Source organism: Pseudomonas quercus (genome assembly GCF_012033695.1).
Classification (GTDB): Bacteria; Pseudomonadota; Gammaproteobacteria; order Pseudomonadales; family Pseudomonadaceae; genus Aquipseudomonas; species Aquipseudomonas quercus.
The window spans coordinates 145,982-161,005 of the sequence record NZ_JAAVJI010000007.1; the positions used below are offsets into that span (position 1 = coordinate 145,982).

The following is a 15,024-nucleotide window of genomic DNA, read 5'->3' on the forward strand; positions in this document are numbered from 1 at the left end:
TGCACGGCCGCTTGGGTTGCTTCCCCAGAACCTCCTTGGTAACGGGTAAGCTGCTTCGCCCCTTGGCAGGGGCTCCTACAGGGGGTATCAGGGCTTGGATGCTTCCTTTACGGGGGCGAAGTCTGCTTCGTTCAGTTGAGGCAGGTCTTTGGCGCAGTAGTCACTGCCCAGTTGCGTCAGCGCACCGCACATGCCTTCGAGCCGACCCTCCACGGCATGCAGGTGGTCCAGCAATTGGCCAATGGCACGGGCAACCGGGTCAGGCATGTCTTCGGTGACGCCGTAGGCATCGAAGCCGATTTTTTCAGCCATGGCCTTGCGGCGGCTTTCCTGGCTTTCATCCCGCTTCACGATAATACGGGCAGGAATACCTACCGCTGTCGCGCCAGCGGGCACGGCCTTGGTGACCACGGCATTGGAACCGATCTTGGCACCTGCACCCACTGTGAATGGCCCCAGCACCTTGGCACCGCCGCCCACTACCACACCATCCTCCAGCGTGGGATGACGCTTGCCAGCGTTCCAGGTAGTACCGCCCAGGGTTACGCCCTGATACAGGGTCACGTCGTTGCCGATTTCAGCGGTTTCTCCAATCACGATACCCATGCCGTGGTCTATGAAGAAACGACGACCAATGCGCGCACCTGGGTGAATCTCCACCCCCGTGAGCCAGCGGCTGAAGTTGGATGTGCAACGTGCGAGCCACTTCCAGTCCGAACGCCAGAGGCGATGAGCCACACGGTGCAGCCATATGGCATGCAGCCCGGGGTAGCAGGTCAGTACCTCAAGGGTGTTACGAGCAGCCGGGTCCCTGTGGAAAACGCTTTGGATGTCTTCTCGCATGCGCGCAAACATGGTCAGTCCTTTCGCTTGTAGGGCTCGCCTCGCGCAGCCTTGCGGGTTTCGGTGAGAATGCCGCGCAGGATGCTTACTTCAGTGCGTTCCATGCGGCATCGGCTGTATAGCCGGCGAAGGCGCGCCATCAGATGGCGGGGCTTTTCCGGGTCCAGGAAACCGATGTCCACCAAGGCAGCCTCCATATGCCCATAGAAGCCTTCTAGCTCCTCGGCGGTGGCCAGTTCGGCTACAGGCTCGGCTGGCGCTGCGGGTACTGAGGTCTCCAGGGCCAGGAAGGCCAGGCGCACTTCATAGGCCAGTACCTGTACGGCAGCCGCCAGGTTGAGCGAGCTGAATTCCGGCGCGGACGGAATATGCACATGGAAATGGCAGCGTTGCAGCTCATCGTTCGTAAGGCCGGCATGTTCGCGCCCGAACACCAGCGCCACTTCGCCACCCGCCTGGGCATCCTCAACCGCTTTGCTGGCGCAGGCACGTGGGTCCAGCAAGGGCCAGGGCAGGCTACGGTCACGGGCACTGGTCCCCATCACCAGACTGCACCCTACCAGCGCCTCTTCCAGGGTAGGCACCACGCGTGCATTGGCCAGGATATCGTCGGCGCCCGACGCGCGTGCGCTGGCTTCGGCCGAGGGGAACACAGCGGGGTCTACCAGTACAAGCTGTGAAAGCCCCATGTTTTTCATGGCGCGGGCAGCCCCACCGATATTGCCAGGGTGGCTGGTATTGACCAAAACGATGCGAATCCTGCTTAGCATCCTGGGCGTTCCCGTATAAGAAAAGGGGGCGAATTCTACAGAAGCGACGAAAGCAACGCTATGAAGGCTCAAGGCCCACTTCTGAATGCCAGCTTTTCTGTTAGAATGCGCGGCTCTTTTTAATGACCAGGTGAAAGAACATCCATGCAGCCCATGCTGAATATCGCGCTGCGCGCCGCCCGCAGCGCCAGTGAACTGATCTTCCGCTCCATCGAGCGGCTGGATAGCATCAAGGTCGATGAAAAGGACGCAAAGGACTACGTCAGCGAAGTAGACCGCGCGGCCGAGCAGGCGATCATCACTGCACTGCGCAAGGCCTTCCCTACCCACGGCATCCTGGGCGAGGAAAGCGGCCTGCATGCGGGCAGCGGTGAAGGCGAAGACTACCTCTGGATCATCGACCCGCTCGACGGCACTACCAACTTCGTGCGTGGCGTTCCGCACTTTGCCGTCAGCATTGCCTGCAAATACCGCGGCCGCCTTGAGCACGCCGTGGTGCTCGACCCTGTCCGCCAGGAAGAATTCACTGCCAGCCGTGGCCGTGGCGCTGCCGTGAACGGCCGCCGCATCCGCGTCAGTACGCGTCGCAGCCTGGAAGGCGCCCTGCTGGGTACCGGCTTCCCATTCCGCGACAACCAGATGGACCACCTGGACAACTACCTGGGCATGTTCCGCAGCCTGGTAGGCCAGACCGCCGGCATCCGCCGTGCCGGTGCTGCGAGCCTGGACCTGGCCTACGTGGCCGCCGGCCGCTTCGACGCCTTCTGGGAATCGGGCCTGTCCGAGTGGGACATGGCGGCAGGCGCCCTGCTCATCCAGGAAGCGGGCGGCTTGGTTAGCGATTTCACTGGTGGCCACGAATTCCTTGAAAAAGGCCATATCGTTGCCGGCAACACCAAGTGCTTCAAAGCGGTGCTGACCGCCATCCAGCCGCATCTGCCTGCGTCCATCAAGCGTTGATCGCAAGCGGCTGACATAGAAAAGCACCTTTCGAGGTGCTTTTTTATGTTCGCGCTATTTCAACACCATCGAAGCGGCTGCCACCACCATCACCAAGGCCGCACCACGAAAGAGACGCTGCAGGGCTTGAGGGCTGCGTAGCAGGTGGCGAATGCGCAACGCCAACACCACAAACACCCCGCCGACACTCAGCAACACCAGTATGGTCAAGGGCACCAGCGTGGATGCCCACACGTGGAACGTTACTGCCTGCAAATCGATAACCAGGGGCAGCAGCGCCAGGTAAAACGCGATGGTTTTAGGGTTTCCCAGTGTAATGGTCAGGCCGGACACCGCGGCCGCCCACAATGCCCTACCCTGCTCGCTGGCAACGCCCTGCACGGGTTCATGACGCGCTACCCAGAACTGCCAAGCCAGATAGCAAAGGTACAGCGCTGCGCACCAACATACGACATGGAACAGTGCAGCGAAATGTTCAGCCACCATGGCCAGCCCAAATACCGCGAACGACAGGTAGGTCAGGTCTCCCAGTATCAGGCCAGCTAACAAGCAGAACCCTGCGGCACCCCCACTGCTTACACTTCTTGCCACCAACGCGGCCATACCGGGGCCAGGAATGGCAGCCGCTAGGGCAAGCGCTGCGGAGTAGGTGAGGGCCTGTGTTGTGTCCAGCATGGTTTCTCGCTCGCCTCTAGTAGATTCTGTCCACAAGAGCCTATACCGTTAGGCAGAAATAACTGTTCTGAATTGCCCTTATTAGCGGCCCTGCCAGGCAATTCCTTTCTTATTAATCCAGTTTCAGGGTAGATATGACCACCGACCTTTTACCCCCTACAGATGCCCGTATCTTAGCGGCACTGCAACAGGATGGCCGCATCTCCAACCAGGCCCTGGCAGACCAGTTAGGTATGTCAGCCTCTCCCTGTTGGCGCCGAGTACGCCACTTGGAAGAGCATCGTTATATCCAGGGTTATCGCGCAGTACTGGATCGTCGCAAGATCGGGCTGGGCGTGATGGTGTTCATTCGGATCAATATCGACCGGCACAGCGCGGCAGAAGCAAAGAAGTTCGAGCAGGAGGTGATGCAGCTGGACAGGGTGGTGGCGTGCTATAGCATCGGCGGGGATGCGGACTTCCTGTTGCAGGTAGTGGCACCGGACCTGGACAGCTTTGCAGAATTCGCCATGTCGGTGGTGCGGCAACTTCCCGGCATCAAGGAGATGCAGAGCATGTTTGTGCTCAAGGAGATCAAGCCGTTTACGGCCTTTCCGGTGTAGCTTCTTGCGGCAGGCCGTGGTGGTAGGGTCATACCCCCACGGCCATAGGTCCCGCCCTATTTAGAAGGCATAGCGCGCCTTCAACATCGTAGTGTCGGCGTTATAGCCTGAGCGCCCTTCATAGGTGTAGCTCACGCCCAATGTCAGCGCGTTGATGGCGTAGTTCAGCCCCACTGTACCTTCGTAGGTGTCACGTACAGGCTTGGCACCGGTCACGGCAAAGGTAGCACCGCCTTGGCTAAAGGCCGAGGTCTGATTGATGCGGTCGCCAATCAGGTCGTGATAGGCCATTAAAGTTGCTTCGGGCTGTAGAGAACCCCCAAACAGTGGTGAGTTGCCTGCAACACGCAGCCCGGCCCCTACTTCACCCGTCTCGAAACGCTGGTCGCCATTGCGCAGGGCGGCGCTGGAGCCGTGCTCGGTGTAGCCATCCACCTGCACGTTGGCATAGCGGGCAGCGACACGCGGCTCCAACACCAGTTGCTCACTCATTTTGAACGTGTAGCCCGCCAGGGTATTAACGCTCAATACGTCGCTGTCATAGCTGCCCTTGGCCAGGGTGCCAGCTACATAGCGTTTGCTGTCGTTATCGTTATGGCCGTAGGACAGGCTGCCCTGGGTAAACCAGTTGCCCAGCTGCCAGTTGCCGTACAGGGCCAGCGCGCCACCTTGCACATCGGTTTTGTTGCCTGTGTCCGAGGTTACATTGGCATTCACATACGAGTACGCCAGGCCGACTGTGGTGTCAGGGTTCAGCATGCCGTCCGCACCAACGGCGATGCCGCCAGCATTGGCCGAGTAACCCGCGACACCATCGCGCGCGTTCTGGTCCATGGTGCTGTTGAGCGCCTGGGCCCATACGCCCGTGTTCGTGAGCACGTCCCCTGACGACATCCCGCGAAGGCTATTGATGCGGGTACCAATGGCACGGCTGGTGGCGCTCTGGCCGGCCATGGCAGCATCGACCCCGCCACGGCTCACTTCGGGCGCCAGTTGCTTGCTCAACCGGGCCAAGGTTTCAGTATTGGCGTTAGCAAAGGCTTGATACACACGGTCGTCGGCCTTCAGGCCACCGAGCACGGTGTTTTTAAAGCGATTGACAATGCCCGTGGCAGGCGCCTCTACACCTACGCTGCCCAGGTCCTCATTCACTTGCTGATCTGACTTGAGTGTTACCACGGCGGCGACCGAAGTAGGGTCCACGCTATAGCTGGCTACGTTCAACAAGGCCGAAGAACTGGCAACCCTCAGGCCGCCGTCCTGCACGGCACTGGCCGACAACAGCGAATAGGTTTTTCCTTCAGCAGTAGGCGTGAAGTCCCCCGGGTTGGCGCTCAGCGTAATACGAGCGCCATCGGCAAAGCGTGCCACGCCGCCCACGGTGAGGTACGGCGTGGTGTTCACGGTAGCATTGGACAGGCGCATATCGATGGCGCTCAAGCGTGCAACGTCCAAGTCGCCGGTGATCGCAGTCCCGGCGCTGGCCAGGTTCAGCGAACCGCCCTTGCTGACCGACACATTGCTATCGATGCGCGAACCCCGGAAGCCGGCAGGGCCGGTAACATTCACGCCCGCCATGTCCATCAGATCGCCCTGGATATCACCACCCGACCAATTCAACGTCGCCAAACCACCGCCCTGGATGGCCGCGCCGTTTGTGCTGACGATCTGGCCTGCACGTTGATTGATCTCGAAGCCTTCACGCGGGGCATCCTCGGTAACCACTATAGCGTCATCATCGGCACGGATGGTGCCTGTGTTGATAACCCCACGCTCTCCGGATGGCAAGTTGTCGCTCAGCGTAGCGCCTTCGAACACAATCGCGTGAGTATTAGCACCTTCAGCGATTATCTCACCCGAGTTGCTCAAGGCGTTGATAGTGCCTTCCCAAAGATGAATAGCATTGGAGTCATCGCCAATTACTTTCACGCTTCCGCTATTAAGAATATCCAGCGGGCTGGTGGGCGCCTCTATATCAATGCCATCTACTTCGGTACCAGTTACCAGTATGGTCCCGCTGTTGATAAACCTTCCACCCACTTCAAAAGAGAGGTACCCGTCCCTATCAATGGTCAACCCGGTGCCTTCGTCAGCGGCTACTTCTATTAGCCCCGAGTTGATGAGGTCGCCTTCGATTTTTGTCCCGTGGAAGTAAACACCTTCCGCAGTGCCGTACGTTGGCTGGCTCGAAGCGGTACCGATACTGATGCTGCCAGCATTCACAAAGCTGCCCTTTACCACTACTGGGCCTACTTCAATGCCTTCAACGCCATAAGCATTGTTGATAGAGAGGGTGCCGTTGTTACGAATATCACCGCCAATTGTACCGGCATAGCCTGCTGCATTGCTGTAAGGATAGCCGCCCGAAATGACAAAACCTTTTGTCTGGAAACCAGCACCATCAATACTAATACCAGCACTATTGACAACCGAGCCTGTGGCAGAGACAGCATTCAATTCTATTTCTGTCTTCCTCGCAGAATACTTTCTTGAAGCAACGCCACTGATAGTAATGCTGTCATTGATTTGCTGATGGCTCAACATGACACTACCCTGGCTGATGTCGAAATCAACGGCGTAGGACGGTGTGGTGCACGCACCTATGGCTAGGGCGAGAACAGTTTTGCTAAAGGTTTTCAAAAAGGAGATATCCATTCAATAGTGGACACAGCTATACCGTGCTTGGTAAGCCGACAGCACTGCACTGCTGTAGCAGGCGTTTTTACCGAGGGAACAGGGAGGAATGTTAGCGGGCTGTTACAAATACGCAAGCAAAATAGGACAAATAAATAACGTCAATTTAATGTCTATTTCTCGGAGCAGGTGGGGTACACCGTATTTCCTTGTCAGAAAACTGTACCCATGTCGAGGCATACCCTTCCATGTGCGAAGCGTCGATACTGACCATGTCAAGACAGTCCGCCCCTGCCTGCGCTTGGTATGACCGCGCTACGCTTGGGGGAACCACCGTATCTTGGCGGCCAACAATCAGTCGCTGACGAACGTGCTTAAGCCGCTCACGATAGGCCAGTGGCACCACAGGGCTGCTCAATGGGTCAAGGTGGTGGAGTTGTGTCCAGAACAGGGGGTCGACATTTCCGCCAAGGGTATGCACTTGGGTTACATCGTTTCGCATTCCTGCAAGCACCAGTGCCATAGCCCCTCCCCCCGAATGGCCAACCAGCTCGAAGGTATCGACGGAAAACTGCTGCTTAAGCACTGACAGCGCGCCATTCATGGCATCTACTTCAGGCCTGGAAAAGCGTGCATCTGTCCAAACGTGGACATCGCACCCCTGGGTCATGACAAACTGGCAAGGGCGCGCTAAATAGGCAACTGTGCTTTTATCAGCCGATGCCAATTCTAGCATAAGAGAGGCATGAGGAGTGGGGTCGGTACTGGGCTGAGAAGCGGTAGCCCAGGCATGGCCATCACCTTCAATATAAACCCGCAGATGCAAATGCTGACCCGACCCAGGCTTTAGCGCTTGAATTGAAAACCCTGGAACCGACAGCACTTCGGGTGTAAGCGTTCGACCTGCATAGGACGCTAGTTCGACGCGGGACGAACAAGCGACTAGCGCGAAGCTGGCAGCAAGGAAAAGGGTATCCTTGAATGCTGCCAGCCTCGGTATGCCCACGGCAGCAGCGTTACTGCACAGCCGCTTGGGTCAACACCAGCTGGCCGTCTTTGGTGACAGGAATCTGCCCGCCTGGGTTGTGGTCCATGCGCACCTGCCCTTCTTTGCCATTGAGCTGGTACCTCACGTTATAGCCCACCACTTTGCTGCTCACGTCATTGACGGTGCTGCAACGGTTCTGGGTGGTGGTGTAGGTGTCACCGGCCTGCAAATGCTCCTGGGCCTTGTTACCGGCATAGCCGCCACCCACTGCGCCAGCTACGGTCGCCAGCTGCTTGCCGTGACCGCCGCCTACCTGATGGCCCAACAGGCCACCGGCAACGGCGCCCAGTACGCTACCTACGATCTGGTGCTGATCCTGCACAGGGCGCTGGTGCGTTACCGTCACATCCCTGCACACCTCACGCGGCGTCTTGACCTGCTCGTTGATCGGCTCTGCCGCCAGCACCTGAGCGTACTCGGGTGCTTTGTTATTCACGAAACTGTAGGTAGCAACAGCACCTCCGGCGGTTACACCGACAGCACCCAATACTGCACCAATCAGCAACGACTTGTTCACGGAAACCTCCTGCGGCGAGGAAAGTTAGGGCCTCGCGCTTTGCCAAGCCTTGGAGCAAAAAAAACGGCGAAGGTTCAACCTTTCGCCGTTTTTCAAGGACTTAGCACAGCCTACAGGCTGCCGGATAGCTCAAGGACGGTCGTCAACCGCCTCTTTGGTAGCCGGCGGAATCAGGTCGTCGCTGGTCAGGTTCAGCCAGATCAGCACCACGTTCGCGATGTAGATAGAGGAGTAAGTACCTGCCAGCACACCGATGAACAGCGCCAGCGAGAAGCCGAACAGGTTGTCGCCCCCGAACAGCAGCAACGCGCCAATGGCCAGCAGCGTCGATACCGAGGTGGCAATGGTACGCAGCAGGGTTTGCGTGGTGGACACGTTGATGTTTTCGATCAGCGAGGCCTTGCGCATCACGCGGAAGTTCTCACGCACACGGTCGAATACTACGATGGTGTCGTTGAGCGAATAGCCGATAATCGCCAGTACGGCTGCCAGCACTGTGAGGTCGAACGTGACCTGGAAGAACGACAGAATGCCCAGCGTGACCACAACGTCGTGTACCAGCGACACGATCGCCCCCACCGCGAACTTCCACTGGAAACGGAAGGCCAGGTAAAGCAGTACGCCCCCCAGCGCCAGCAGCATGCCTAGGCCACCCTGGTCGCGCAGCTCTTCACCTACCTGCGGGCCTACGAACTCCACGCGTTTCACGGTAGCCGGGTTATCTCCGCTTACCTTGCGCAGGGCGTCGGCCACTTCGGTACCCAGCTTCGGGTCTTCGCCTGGCATACGCACCAATACGTCGGTCGCCGCACCAAAGCTTTGCACGACCGCTTCGTGGTAACCGGCGCCGGACAGCTCTTGACGCAGGCTACCCAGTTCTACGGGCTTCTCATAGGTCAGCTCGATGAGCGTACCGCCGGTGAAGTCCAGGCCAAAGTTCAGGCCTTTGTAGAACCAGCTGAACAACGCCAGCAGGGTCAGCAGCAGCGTAATGGCGAACGCAAGATTGCGAACGCCCATAAAGTTGATGGTCTTTTTCATGGCAGTGGCCTCAAATCCACAGCTTCTTGACGTCACGGCCGCCGTAGATCAGGTTGATCATCGCGCGGGTTACCATGATGGCAGTGAACATCGAAGTAAAGATCCCGAGGGACATGGTGACCGCAAAGCCTTTCACCGGCCCAGTACCCATGGCGAACAGGATCGCGCCCACCAGCAGGCTGGTCAGGTTGGCGTCCACGATCGCGGTATAGGCCCGGTTGAAGCCTTCGTTGATGGCCCGCTGCACGCTCATGCCGGCGGCGATCTCTTCCCGGATACGGGAGAAGATCAGCACGTTGGCGTCCACCGCCATGCCCATGGTGAGCACGATACCGGCGATACCCGGCAAGGTGAGCGTAGCGCCCAGCAACGACATCAAGGCCAGCAGCAGGACCATGTTGAAGGCCAGAGCCACGGTCGCGATCAGGCCGAAGAAGCGGTAGATGGCCATGATGAACAGCGACACGAAGAGCATGCCCCACAGTGCGGCGTGAATACCCTTGGTGATGTTGTCTGCACCCAGGCTTGGGCCGATGGTGCGCTCTTCGGCGAAGTACATCGGTGCAGCCAGGCCGCCGGCACGCAGCAGCAGGGCCAGCTCGGACGATTCGCCCTGCCCGTCCAGCCCGGTGATACGGAACTGGCTACCCAGCGGCGACTGGATGGTCGCCAGGCTGATGATTTTCTTCTCTTCCGTAAACGTAGGAACCGCAACTTCCTGTTCCACACCGTTGACCGTCTGCTTCACGTATTTGGTCGTGGGCTTCTGCTCAATGAAGATTACAGCCATGCCGCGACCCACGTTGCTGCGGGTCGCACGGTTCATCAGGTCGCCGCCATGGCCGTCCAGGCGAATGTTGACCTGTGGGCGACCATGCTCGTCGTAGCTGGCCTGGGCATCGGTAACCTGGTCACCGGTGATGATCAGGCCGCGCTCCACGGCGGCTGGCGCACGGTTACCTTCGCGGAACTCGAATTGCTCGGTGGTAGCGCGGCTGTCATCGGGGCCTGCGGCCAGGCGGAATTCCAGGTTCGCGGTTTTGCCGAGAATACGTTTGGCCTCGGCGGTATCCTGCACACCTGGCAGCTCTACCACGATGCGGTTGGCGCCCTGGCGCTGCACCAGCGGCTCGGCCACACCCAGCTCGTTCACGCGGTTGCGCACGGTGGTGAGGTTCTGCTTGATGGCGTAGTCGCGGATTTCCGACACCTTGGCCTGGGTCAGCGACAGGCGCAGCACGGCCAGTTCGCCACGCTCGGTGGGCGCAAGGTCAAAGTCGGTGAAATTCTTGCGGATCAAGTCACGGGCCTGGTCGCGGGTAGCGTCGTCAGAGAAGCCCAGCATGATGCCGCCGTCCTGCTGAGGCAGGCTGCGGTACCGCACTTTCTCTTTGCGCAGCAGGGTCTTGACCTCGCCTTCATACACTTTCATGCGAGCGTCGAGGGCTTTGTCCATGTCCACTTCCAGCAGGAAGTGCACACCACCGGACAGGTCCAGGCCAAGCTTCATCGGGCTGGCGCCCAGGTTGCGCAACCACTGAGGGGTGGTACGCGCCAGGTTCACCGCCACTACGTAATCATCGCCCAGCGCTTTGCGGACAATGTCCTTGGCCGGCAACTGATCTTCCTGGCGGGTGAGGCGTAGCAAGCCGCCCTTGCCATTGTCGGCCAAGGTCGCGGCCTTGACGGTAATGCCGGCATCGCTCAAGGCTTTGCTGGCCTTTTCCAGGTCGGCCTGGCCTACCTGCAGTGCGGTGCTGGCACCGGACAGCTGGATCGCCGGGTCATCCGGGTAAAGGTTGGGTGCGGAATAAATAAAGCCGATCGCAAGTACCGCCACGATCAGAATGTATTTCCACAGAGGGTATTTGTTCAGCATCACGCCGCCCGTTCAAACGCGGGGCACGTTGCGCGCCCCGCCAAGTAGATGTCTTGATCAGATCGCTTTGAGCGTGCCCTTGGGCAGAGTGGCCGCAATGGCACCCTTCTGGAATTTCAGTTCAACGGTGTCCGACACTTCCAGTACCACGAAGTCGTCGCTGACCTTGGTGATTTTCCCGGCGATACCGCCGGAGGTCACCACTTCATCACCCTTCTGCAGGCCACCGAGCAGGTTTTTCTGCTCCTTGGCACGCTTGGCCTGTGGGCGCCAGATCATGAAGTAGAAGATGACCAGGAAGCCAACCAGGAAAATCCATTCGAAACCGGTACCGGCCGGGCCGGCAGCCGGCGCAGCTGCATCCGCATAGGCGGCGGGGATCAGAAAGCTCATTCAGCGCTCCATTCGACGTGTTTCGTCAATTATTAAAGTGGGTCCAGAGGCGGCACGGGAAGCCCGCGCCGTGCATAGAAGGCGTCGACAAAGGCGGCCAATTTACCCTGTTGAATAGCCTCGCGCAAACCAGCCATCAGGCGCTGATAATGGCGCAAGTTATGGATGGTATTGAGCATGCTGCTCAGCATTTCGCCGCACTTGTCCAAGTGATGCAGATAGGCGCGGGAGAAGTTCTGGCAGGCATAGCAGTCGCAGGTTGGGTCCAGCGACGACTCATCATGGCGGTGAACCGCGTTGCGGATCTTGATCACGCCGGTTTCAACAAACAGGTGCCCATTGCGCGCGTTGCGGGTGGGCATCACGCAGTCGAACATGTCGACGCCTCGGCGCACACCTTCAACAAGGTCTTCAGGTTTGCCAACCCCCATAAGGTAACGAGGTTTGTCTGCGGGCAACTGCGCTGGCAGGTAGTCCAGCACCTTGATCATTTCGTCCTTGGGTTCACCCACCGATAGCCCGCCGATGGCCAGGCCGTCGAAGCCGATGTTCTCCAGGCCTTCGAGGGAGCGCATGCGCAGGTCCTGATGCATGCCACCCTGCACAATACCGAACAGCGCGGCGGTGTTGTCGCCGTGGGCCACCTTGGAGCGCTGCGCCCAGCGCAAGGACAGCTCCATGGACGTACGCGCCACATCATGGGTGGCTGGGTACGGGGTGCATTCGTCGAAGATCATCACCACATCCGAGCCCAGGTCCCGCTGTACCTGCATGGACTCTTCCGGCCCCATGAACACCTTGGAACCGTCCACTGGCGAGGCGAAGGTCACGCCTTCTTCCTTGATCTTGCGCATGGCGCCCAGGCTGAACACCTGAAAACCGCCCGAATCGGTGAGGATGGGGCCTTTCCACTGCATGAAGTCATGCAGGTCGCCATGGCCCTTGATCACTTCAGTGCCTGGGCGCAGCCACAGGTGGAAGGTATTGCCCAGGATCATCTGCGCACCTGTGGCCTCGATGTCACGGGGCAGCATGCCTTTTACCGTGCCATAGGTGCCCACCGGCATGAACGCCGGGGTTTCCACCACGCCACGGGGGAAGGTGAGGCGGCCGCGACGGGCCTTGCCGTCGGTGGCTAGCAGTTCGAACGACATACGGCAGGTGCGACTCATGGGTGGTCCTCGACGGCGCTGCCCGCAGGCCCTTCCGGCGCCGGATTGCGGGTGATGAACATGGCATCACCGTAACTGAAGAAGCGGTATTCCCCGGCAATGGCCGCTGCGTAGGCTGCCATGGTCTGGGGGTAGCCAGCGAAAGCGGAAACCAGCATCAGCAAAGTGGATTCCGGCAAATGGAAATTGGTGACCAGGGCATCGACCACATGGAACGGCCGGCCCGGGAACAGGAAAATATCGGTGTCGCCACTGAACGGCTTGAGCTCGCCATCACGGGCAGCGCTTTCCAGGGAACGCACACTGGTAGTGCCTACGGCGATTACCCGCCCTCCCCTGGCCTTGCACGCTTTCACGGCTTCGACCACCTCGGCGCTCACTTCCAACCACTCTTTATGCATCTGGTGGTCTTCAAGCCGCTCGACCCGCACTGGCTGGAACGTGCCCGCGCCTACATGCAAGGTCACGAAGGCTGTGGCCACACCCTTGGCGCGAATGGCCTCAAGCAGGGGCTCGTCAAAATGCAGCCCGGCCGTGGGCGCGGCTACCGCGCCGGCATGCTGTGCGTACACGGTCTGATACCGCTCCCGGTCGGCGCTTTCATCCGGCCGGTCTATATAAGGCGGCAACGGCATGTGGCCCACTTGCTCCAGCAAGGGCAATACCGGTTGGTCGAAATGCAGCTCGAACAAGGTATCGTACCGCGCGACCATCTGTGCCTGGCCACCACCCTCTATCAATAGCGTGGTACCCGGCTTCGGTGCCTTGCTGGCGCGTACGTGGGCCAGTACCTGATGGGTGCCGGTCACACGCTCCACCAGCATCTCCACTTTGCCGCCGCTGGCCTTCTGGCCAAACAACCGCGCCGGGATCACCCGCGTGTTGTTGAACACCATCAGGTCGCCGGGGCGCAAGTAGTCCAGCAGGTTTGCAAATTGGCGGTGAGCCAGCTCGCCTGTAGGGCCATCGAGCACCAGCAAGCGGCTGCCACGGCGCTCGGCCAGAGGATGGCGAGCGATCAGGGCGTCGGGAAGGTCAAAGGAAAAGTCAGCGACACGCATTATTTTGCACAGGGGGATCCGCAGGGCCGGGAAGCTTAGCGGAAAACTGCAAATTTGACCATGAAAGCTGATTGACCAACGGTCGCACCCTCTCTATACTTCGCGCCCAGCAAGCCCTGATGGCGGAATTGGTAGACGCGGCGGATTCAAAATCCGTTTTCGAAAGGAGTGGGAGTTCGAGTCTCCCTCGGGGCACCAAACATACTTATCGGACCTTCCCAAAAAGGCCCAGACATTCAAGGAAACCGGCACTTTAGCCGGTTTTTTTGTGCCCAGCGTTCCCATACATTCCCTTGTAAGCCCGAAAATATGTGAGTAGATTCGTGAGTAGGCCGAGTTCGGTCCTAGGCGCTGTACGAAATTGATCGATACCATTTCAACTAGCACCTACGCCCATAATCAGTAGAGTTCACGTCCATCAAAGGGGAGCTTCTCTGATGGCGAAACGCTACGAACTTGCAGACGAATCCTGGGGGTTGATCGAAGACCTTTTCTCTGCGCCGCGATACAGCCGGCGACCTCGGGGTGACGATCGCCTGATGCTCAACGCCATCCTCTGGGTGCTCTGTTCGGGCGCTGCTTGGCGGGATATGCCCGAGCGTTTTGGTCCTTGGTCGACGGTCTATCAACGTTTTCGTGACTGGCGAAATTCAGGCACCTTTGGCCAGGTACTCAAACGCCTGCATGTGCGGCTCAACGAACAGGGGCTGATTGATGTGCAGACGTGGATGATTGATTCCACAGCAGTACGCGCCACCCGAGCCGCCAGCGGCGCCGGGAAAAAGGGGGCCTGAAGAACCGCAGGATCATGCGCTCGGTCGTAGCCGGGGTGGATTGACCACCAAGATCCACATGCTCTGCGATGCCAACGGCATACCGTTGCGCTTTGTGCTCTCAAGTGGCAATGCCAGTGACATCAACTACGCACAGCTATTGCTTGATGGCGCTCATGTGCCAACTCAGCGCGGTCGCCCCCGCAAACGTTGCAAATGGCTGCTTGCAGACAAAGGCTACGACTGCGAAGCGCTGCGCCAGTACTGCGACCGTTACCGCATGCAGCCAGTGATCCCACTCAGGACCATGAAGCGTAAGCCCCGCCCTGGACTGCCTCGACTGTTCGACAGACCTAAATATGCTCAGCGCAACATCATTGAGCGGATGTTTGGTTGGCTGAAGGAAAATCGTCGGATCGGTACACGCTACGACAAGCTGGCCAAAAGCTTTTCAGCGATGGTTTCACTCGCTTGCTCGCTAAGGTGTTTGCGACAGTTAATTTCGTACAGAGCCTAGTTAGAGCCCGCTGCCTTAAGAGTGTAACTTAAGACCGAAGACGTTTATGACTATTGTAAAAATGACCATCTCTGCGGTCTGGGTAGCTGTATCACCTACAGCGCTATAGTCAGCAGAATCCTTTAATCAGAACCACTAT

General features: G+C 58.9%; 13 protein-coding genes and 1 tRNA gene. 4 read left to right on the forward strand and 10 right to left on the reverse strand.

Annotated features, from left to right (window positions below; all coding sequences use genetic code 11):
- Positions 1–87: 87 nt before the first annotated feature.
- Both cysE and trmJ read right to left on the reverse strand, forming a co-directional pair.
- A complete protein-coding gene (gene cysE / locus HBH25_RS13625) occupies positions 88–855 on the reverse strand; it encodes a serine O-acetyltransferase (protein ID WP_168084458.1) in 768 nt (255 codons plus the stop codon).
- A gap of 2 nt (positions 856–857) precedes the next feature.
- Entirely contained in the window at positions 858–1,613 is a 756-nt protein-coding gene (trmJ, locus tag HBH25_RS13630; RefSeq protein ID WP_168084459.1) for a tRNA (cytosine(32)/uridine(32)-2'-O)-methyltransferase TrmJ, read from the reverse strand.
- Positions 1,614–1,757: 144 nt separating this feature from the next.
- Between trmJ and suhB the strand changes: the two genes are divergently transcribed.
- The gene (gene suhB, locus HBH25_RS13635; protein WP_168084460.1) at positions 1,758–2,573 is read left to right on the forward strand and encodes a type III secretion system regulator SuhB; all 816 of its coding nucleotides are present in this window, start codon (positions 1,758–1,760) and stop codon (positions 2,571–2,573) included.
- Positions 2,574–2,627: 54 nt separating this feature from the next.
- Here suhB and HBH25_RS13640 read toward each other — a convergent pair whose 3' ends face one another.
- A complete protein-coding gene (locus HBH25_RS13640; protein ID WP_168084461.1) occupies positions 2,628–3,248 on the reverse strand; it encodes a LysE family translocator in 621 nt (206 codons plus the stop codon).
- A gap of 134 nt (positions 3,249–3,382) precedes the next feature.
- Here HBH25_RS13640 and HBH25_RS13645 point away from each other — a divergent pair, with 134 nt between their 5' ends.
- Positions 3,383–3,850, forward strand: coding sequence for an Lrp/AsnC family transcriptional regulator (locus tag HBH25_RS13645; RefSeq protein WP_168084462.1), 468 nt, complete (start codon positions 3,383–3,385; stop codon positions 3,848–3,850).
- 60 nt (positions 3,851–3,910) lie between these two features.
- Here HBH25_RS13645 and HBH25_RS13650 read toward each other — a convergent pair whose 3' ends face one another.
- The 7 genes from HBH25_RS13650 to queA all read right to left on the reverse strand — a co-directional run bounded on the left by HBH25_RS13650 (position 3,911) and on the right by queA (position 13,595).
- The gene (locus tag HBH25_RS13650) at positions 3,911–6,307 is read right to left on the reverse strand and encodes an autotransporter family protein (protein WP_324616890.1); all 2,397 of its coding nucleotides are present in this window, start codon (positions 6,305–6,307) and stop codon (positions 3,911–3,913) included.
- A gap of 1,193 nt (positions 6,308–7,500) precedes the next feature.
- Entirely contained in the window at positions 7,501–8,049 is a 549-nt protein-coding gene (locus HBH25_RS13655; RefSeq protein ID WP_168084464.1) for a glycine zipper 2TM domain-containing protein, read from the reverse strand.
- 129 nt (positions 8,050–8,178) lie between these two features.
- Positions 8,179–9,090, reverse strand: a complete 912-nt coding sequence (secF, locus tag HBH25_RS13660) for a protein translocase subunit SecF (protein ID WP_168084465.1) — start codon at positions 9,088–9,090, stop codon at positions 8,179–8,181.
- Positions 9,091–9,100: 10 nt separating this feature from the next.
- On the reverse strand, positions 9,101–10,969 hold the full coding sequence (secD, locus tag HBH25_RS13665) for a protein translocase subunit SecD (protein WP_168084466.1): 1,869 nt from the start codon (positions 10,967–10,969) through the stop codon (positions 9,101–9,103).
- A 57-nt stretch (positions 10,970–11,026) separates the two neighbouring features.
- Positions 11,027–11,362 (reverse strand): preprotein translocase subunit YajC, encoded by a 336-nt coding sequence (gene yajC / locus HBH25_RS13670; protein ID WP_168084467.1) that lies wholly within the window; start codon positions 11,360–11,362, stop codon positions 11,027–11,029.
- Between the two features lie 32 nt (positions 11,363–11,394).
- Positions 11,395–12,516, reverse strand: a complete 1,122-nt coding sequence (gene tgt, locus HBH25_RS13675) for a tRNA guanosine(34) transglycosylase Tgt (protein WP_168084524.1) — start codon at positions 12,514–12,516, stop codon at positions 11,395–11,397.
- A 14-nt stretch (positions 12,517–12,530) separates the two neighbouring features.
- The gene (gene queA, locus HBH25_RS13680) at positions 12,531–13,595 is read right to left on the reverse strand and encodes a tRNA preQ1(34) S-adenosylmethionine ribosyltransferase-isomerase QueA (RefSeq protein ID WP_168084468.1); all 1,065 of its coding nucleotides are present in this window, start codon (positions 13,593–13,595) and stop codon (positions 12,531–12,533) included.
- Positions 13,596–13,708: 113 nt separating this feature from the next.
- Between queA and HBH25_RS13685 the strand changes: the two genes are divergently transcribed.
- Both HBH25_RS13685 and HBH25_RS13690 read left to right on the forward strand, forming a co-directional pair.
- A tRNA-Leu gene (locus HBH25_RS13685) sits at positions 13,709–13,793 on the forward strand.
- Positions 13,794–14,032: 239 nt separating this feature from the next.
- A protein-coding gene (locus tag HBH25_RS13690) for an IS5 family transposase (RefSeq protein ID WP_420708475.1) occupies positions 14,033–14,885 on the forward strand; the annotation gives its coding sequence in 2 pieces (ribosomal slippage) (positions 14,033–14,386 and positions 14,388–14,885; 852 coding nt in all).
- The last annotated feature ends 139 nt before the right edge of the window (positions 14,886–15,024 follow it).

Excerpts from the sequence above, each read along its gene's own strand:
- secF (WP_168084465.1), bottom strand. The coding sequence starts at position 9,090 with ATGAAAAAGACCATCAACTTTATGGGCGTTCGCAATCTTGCGTTCGCC.
- secD (WP_168084466.1), bottom strand. The coding sequence starts at position 10,969 with ATGCTGAACAAATACCCTCTGTGGAAATACATTCTGATCGTGGCGGTA.
- cysE (WP_168084458.1), bottom strand. The coding sequence starts at position 855 with ATGTTTGCGCGCATGCGAGAAGACATCCAAAGCGTTTTCCACAGGGAC.
- HBH25_RS13645 (WP_168084462.1), top strand. The coding sequence starts at position 3,383 with ATGACCACCGACCTTTTACCCCCTACAGATGCCCGTATCTTAGCGGCA.
- tgt (WP_168084524.1), bottom strand. The coding sequence starts at position 12,516 with ATGTCGTTCGAACTGCTAGCCACCGACGGCAAGGCCCGTCGCGGCCGC.
- HBH25_RS13640 (WP_168084461.1), bottom strand. The coding sequence starts at position 3,248 with ATGCTGGACACAACACAGGCCCTCACCTACTCCGCAGCGCTTGCCCTA.
- suhB (WP_168084460.1), top strand. The coding sequence starts at position 1,758 with ATGCAGCCCATGCTGAATATCGCGCTGCGCGCCGCCCGCAGCGCCAGT.
- queA (WP_168084468.1), bottom strand. The coding sequence starts at position 13,595 with ATGCGTGTCGCTGACTTTTCCTTTGACCTTCCCGACGCCCTGATCGCT.
- yajC (WP_168084467.1), bottom strand. The coding sequence starts at position 11,362 with ATGAGCTTTCTGATCCCCGCCGCCTATGCGGATGCAGCTGCGCCGGCT.
- trmJ (WP_168084459.1), bottom strand. The coding sequence starts at position 1,613 with ATGCTAAGCAGGATTCGCATCGTTTTGGTCAATACCAGCCACCCTGGC.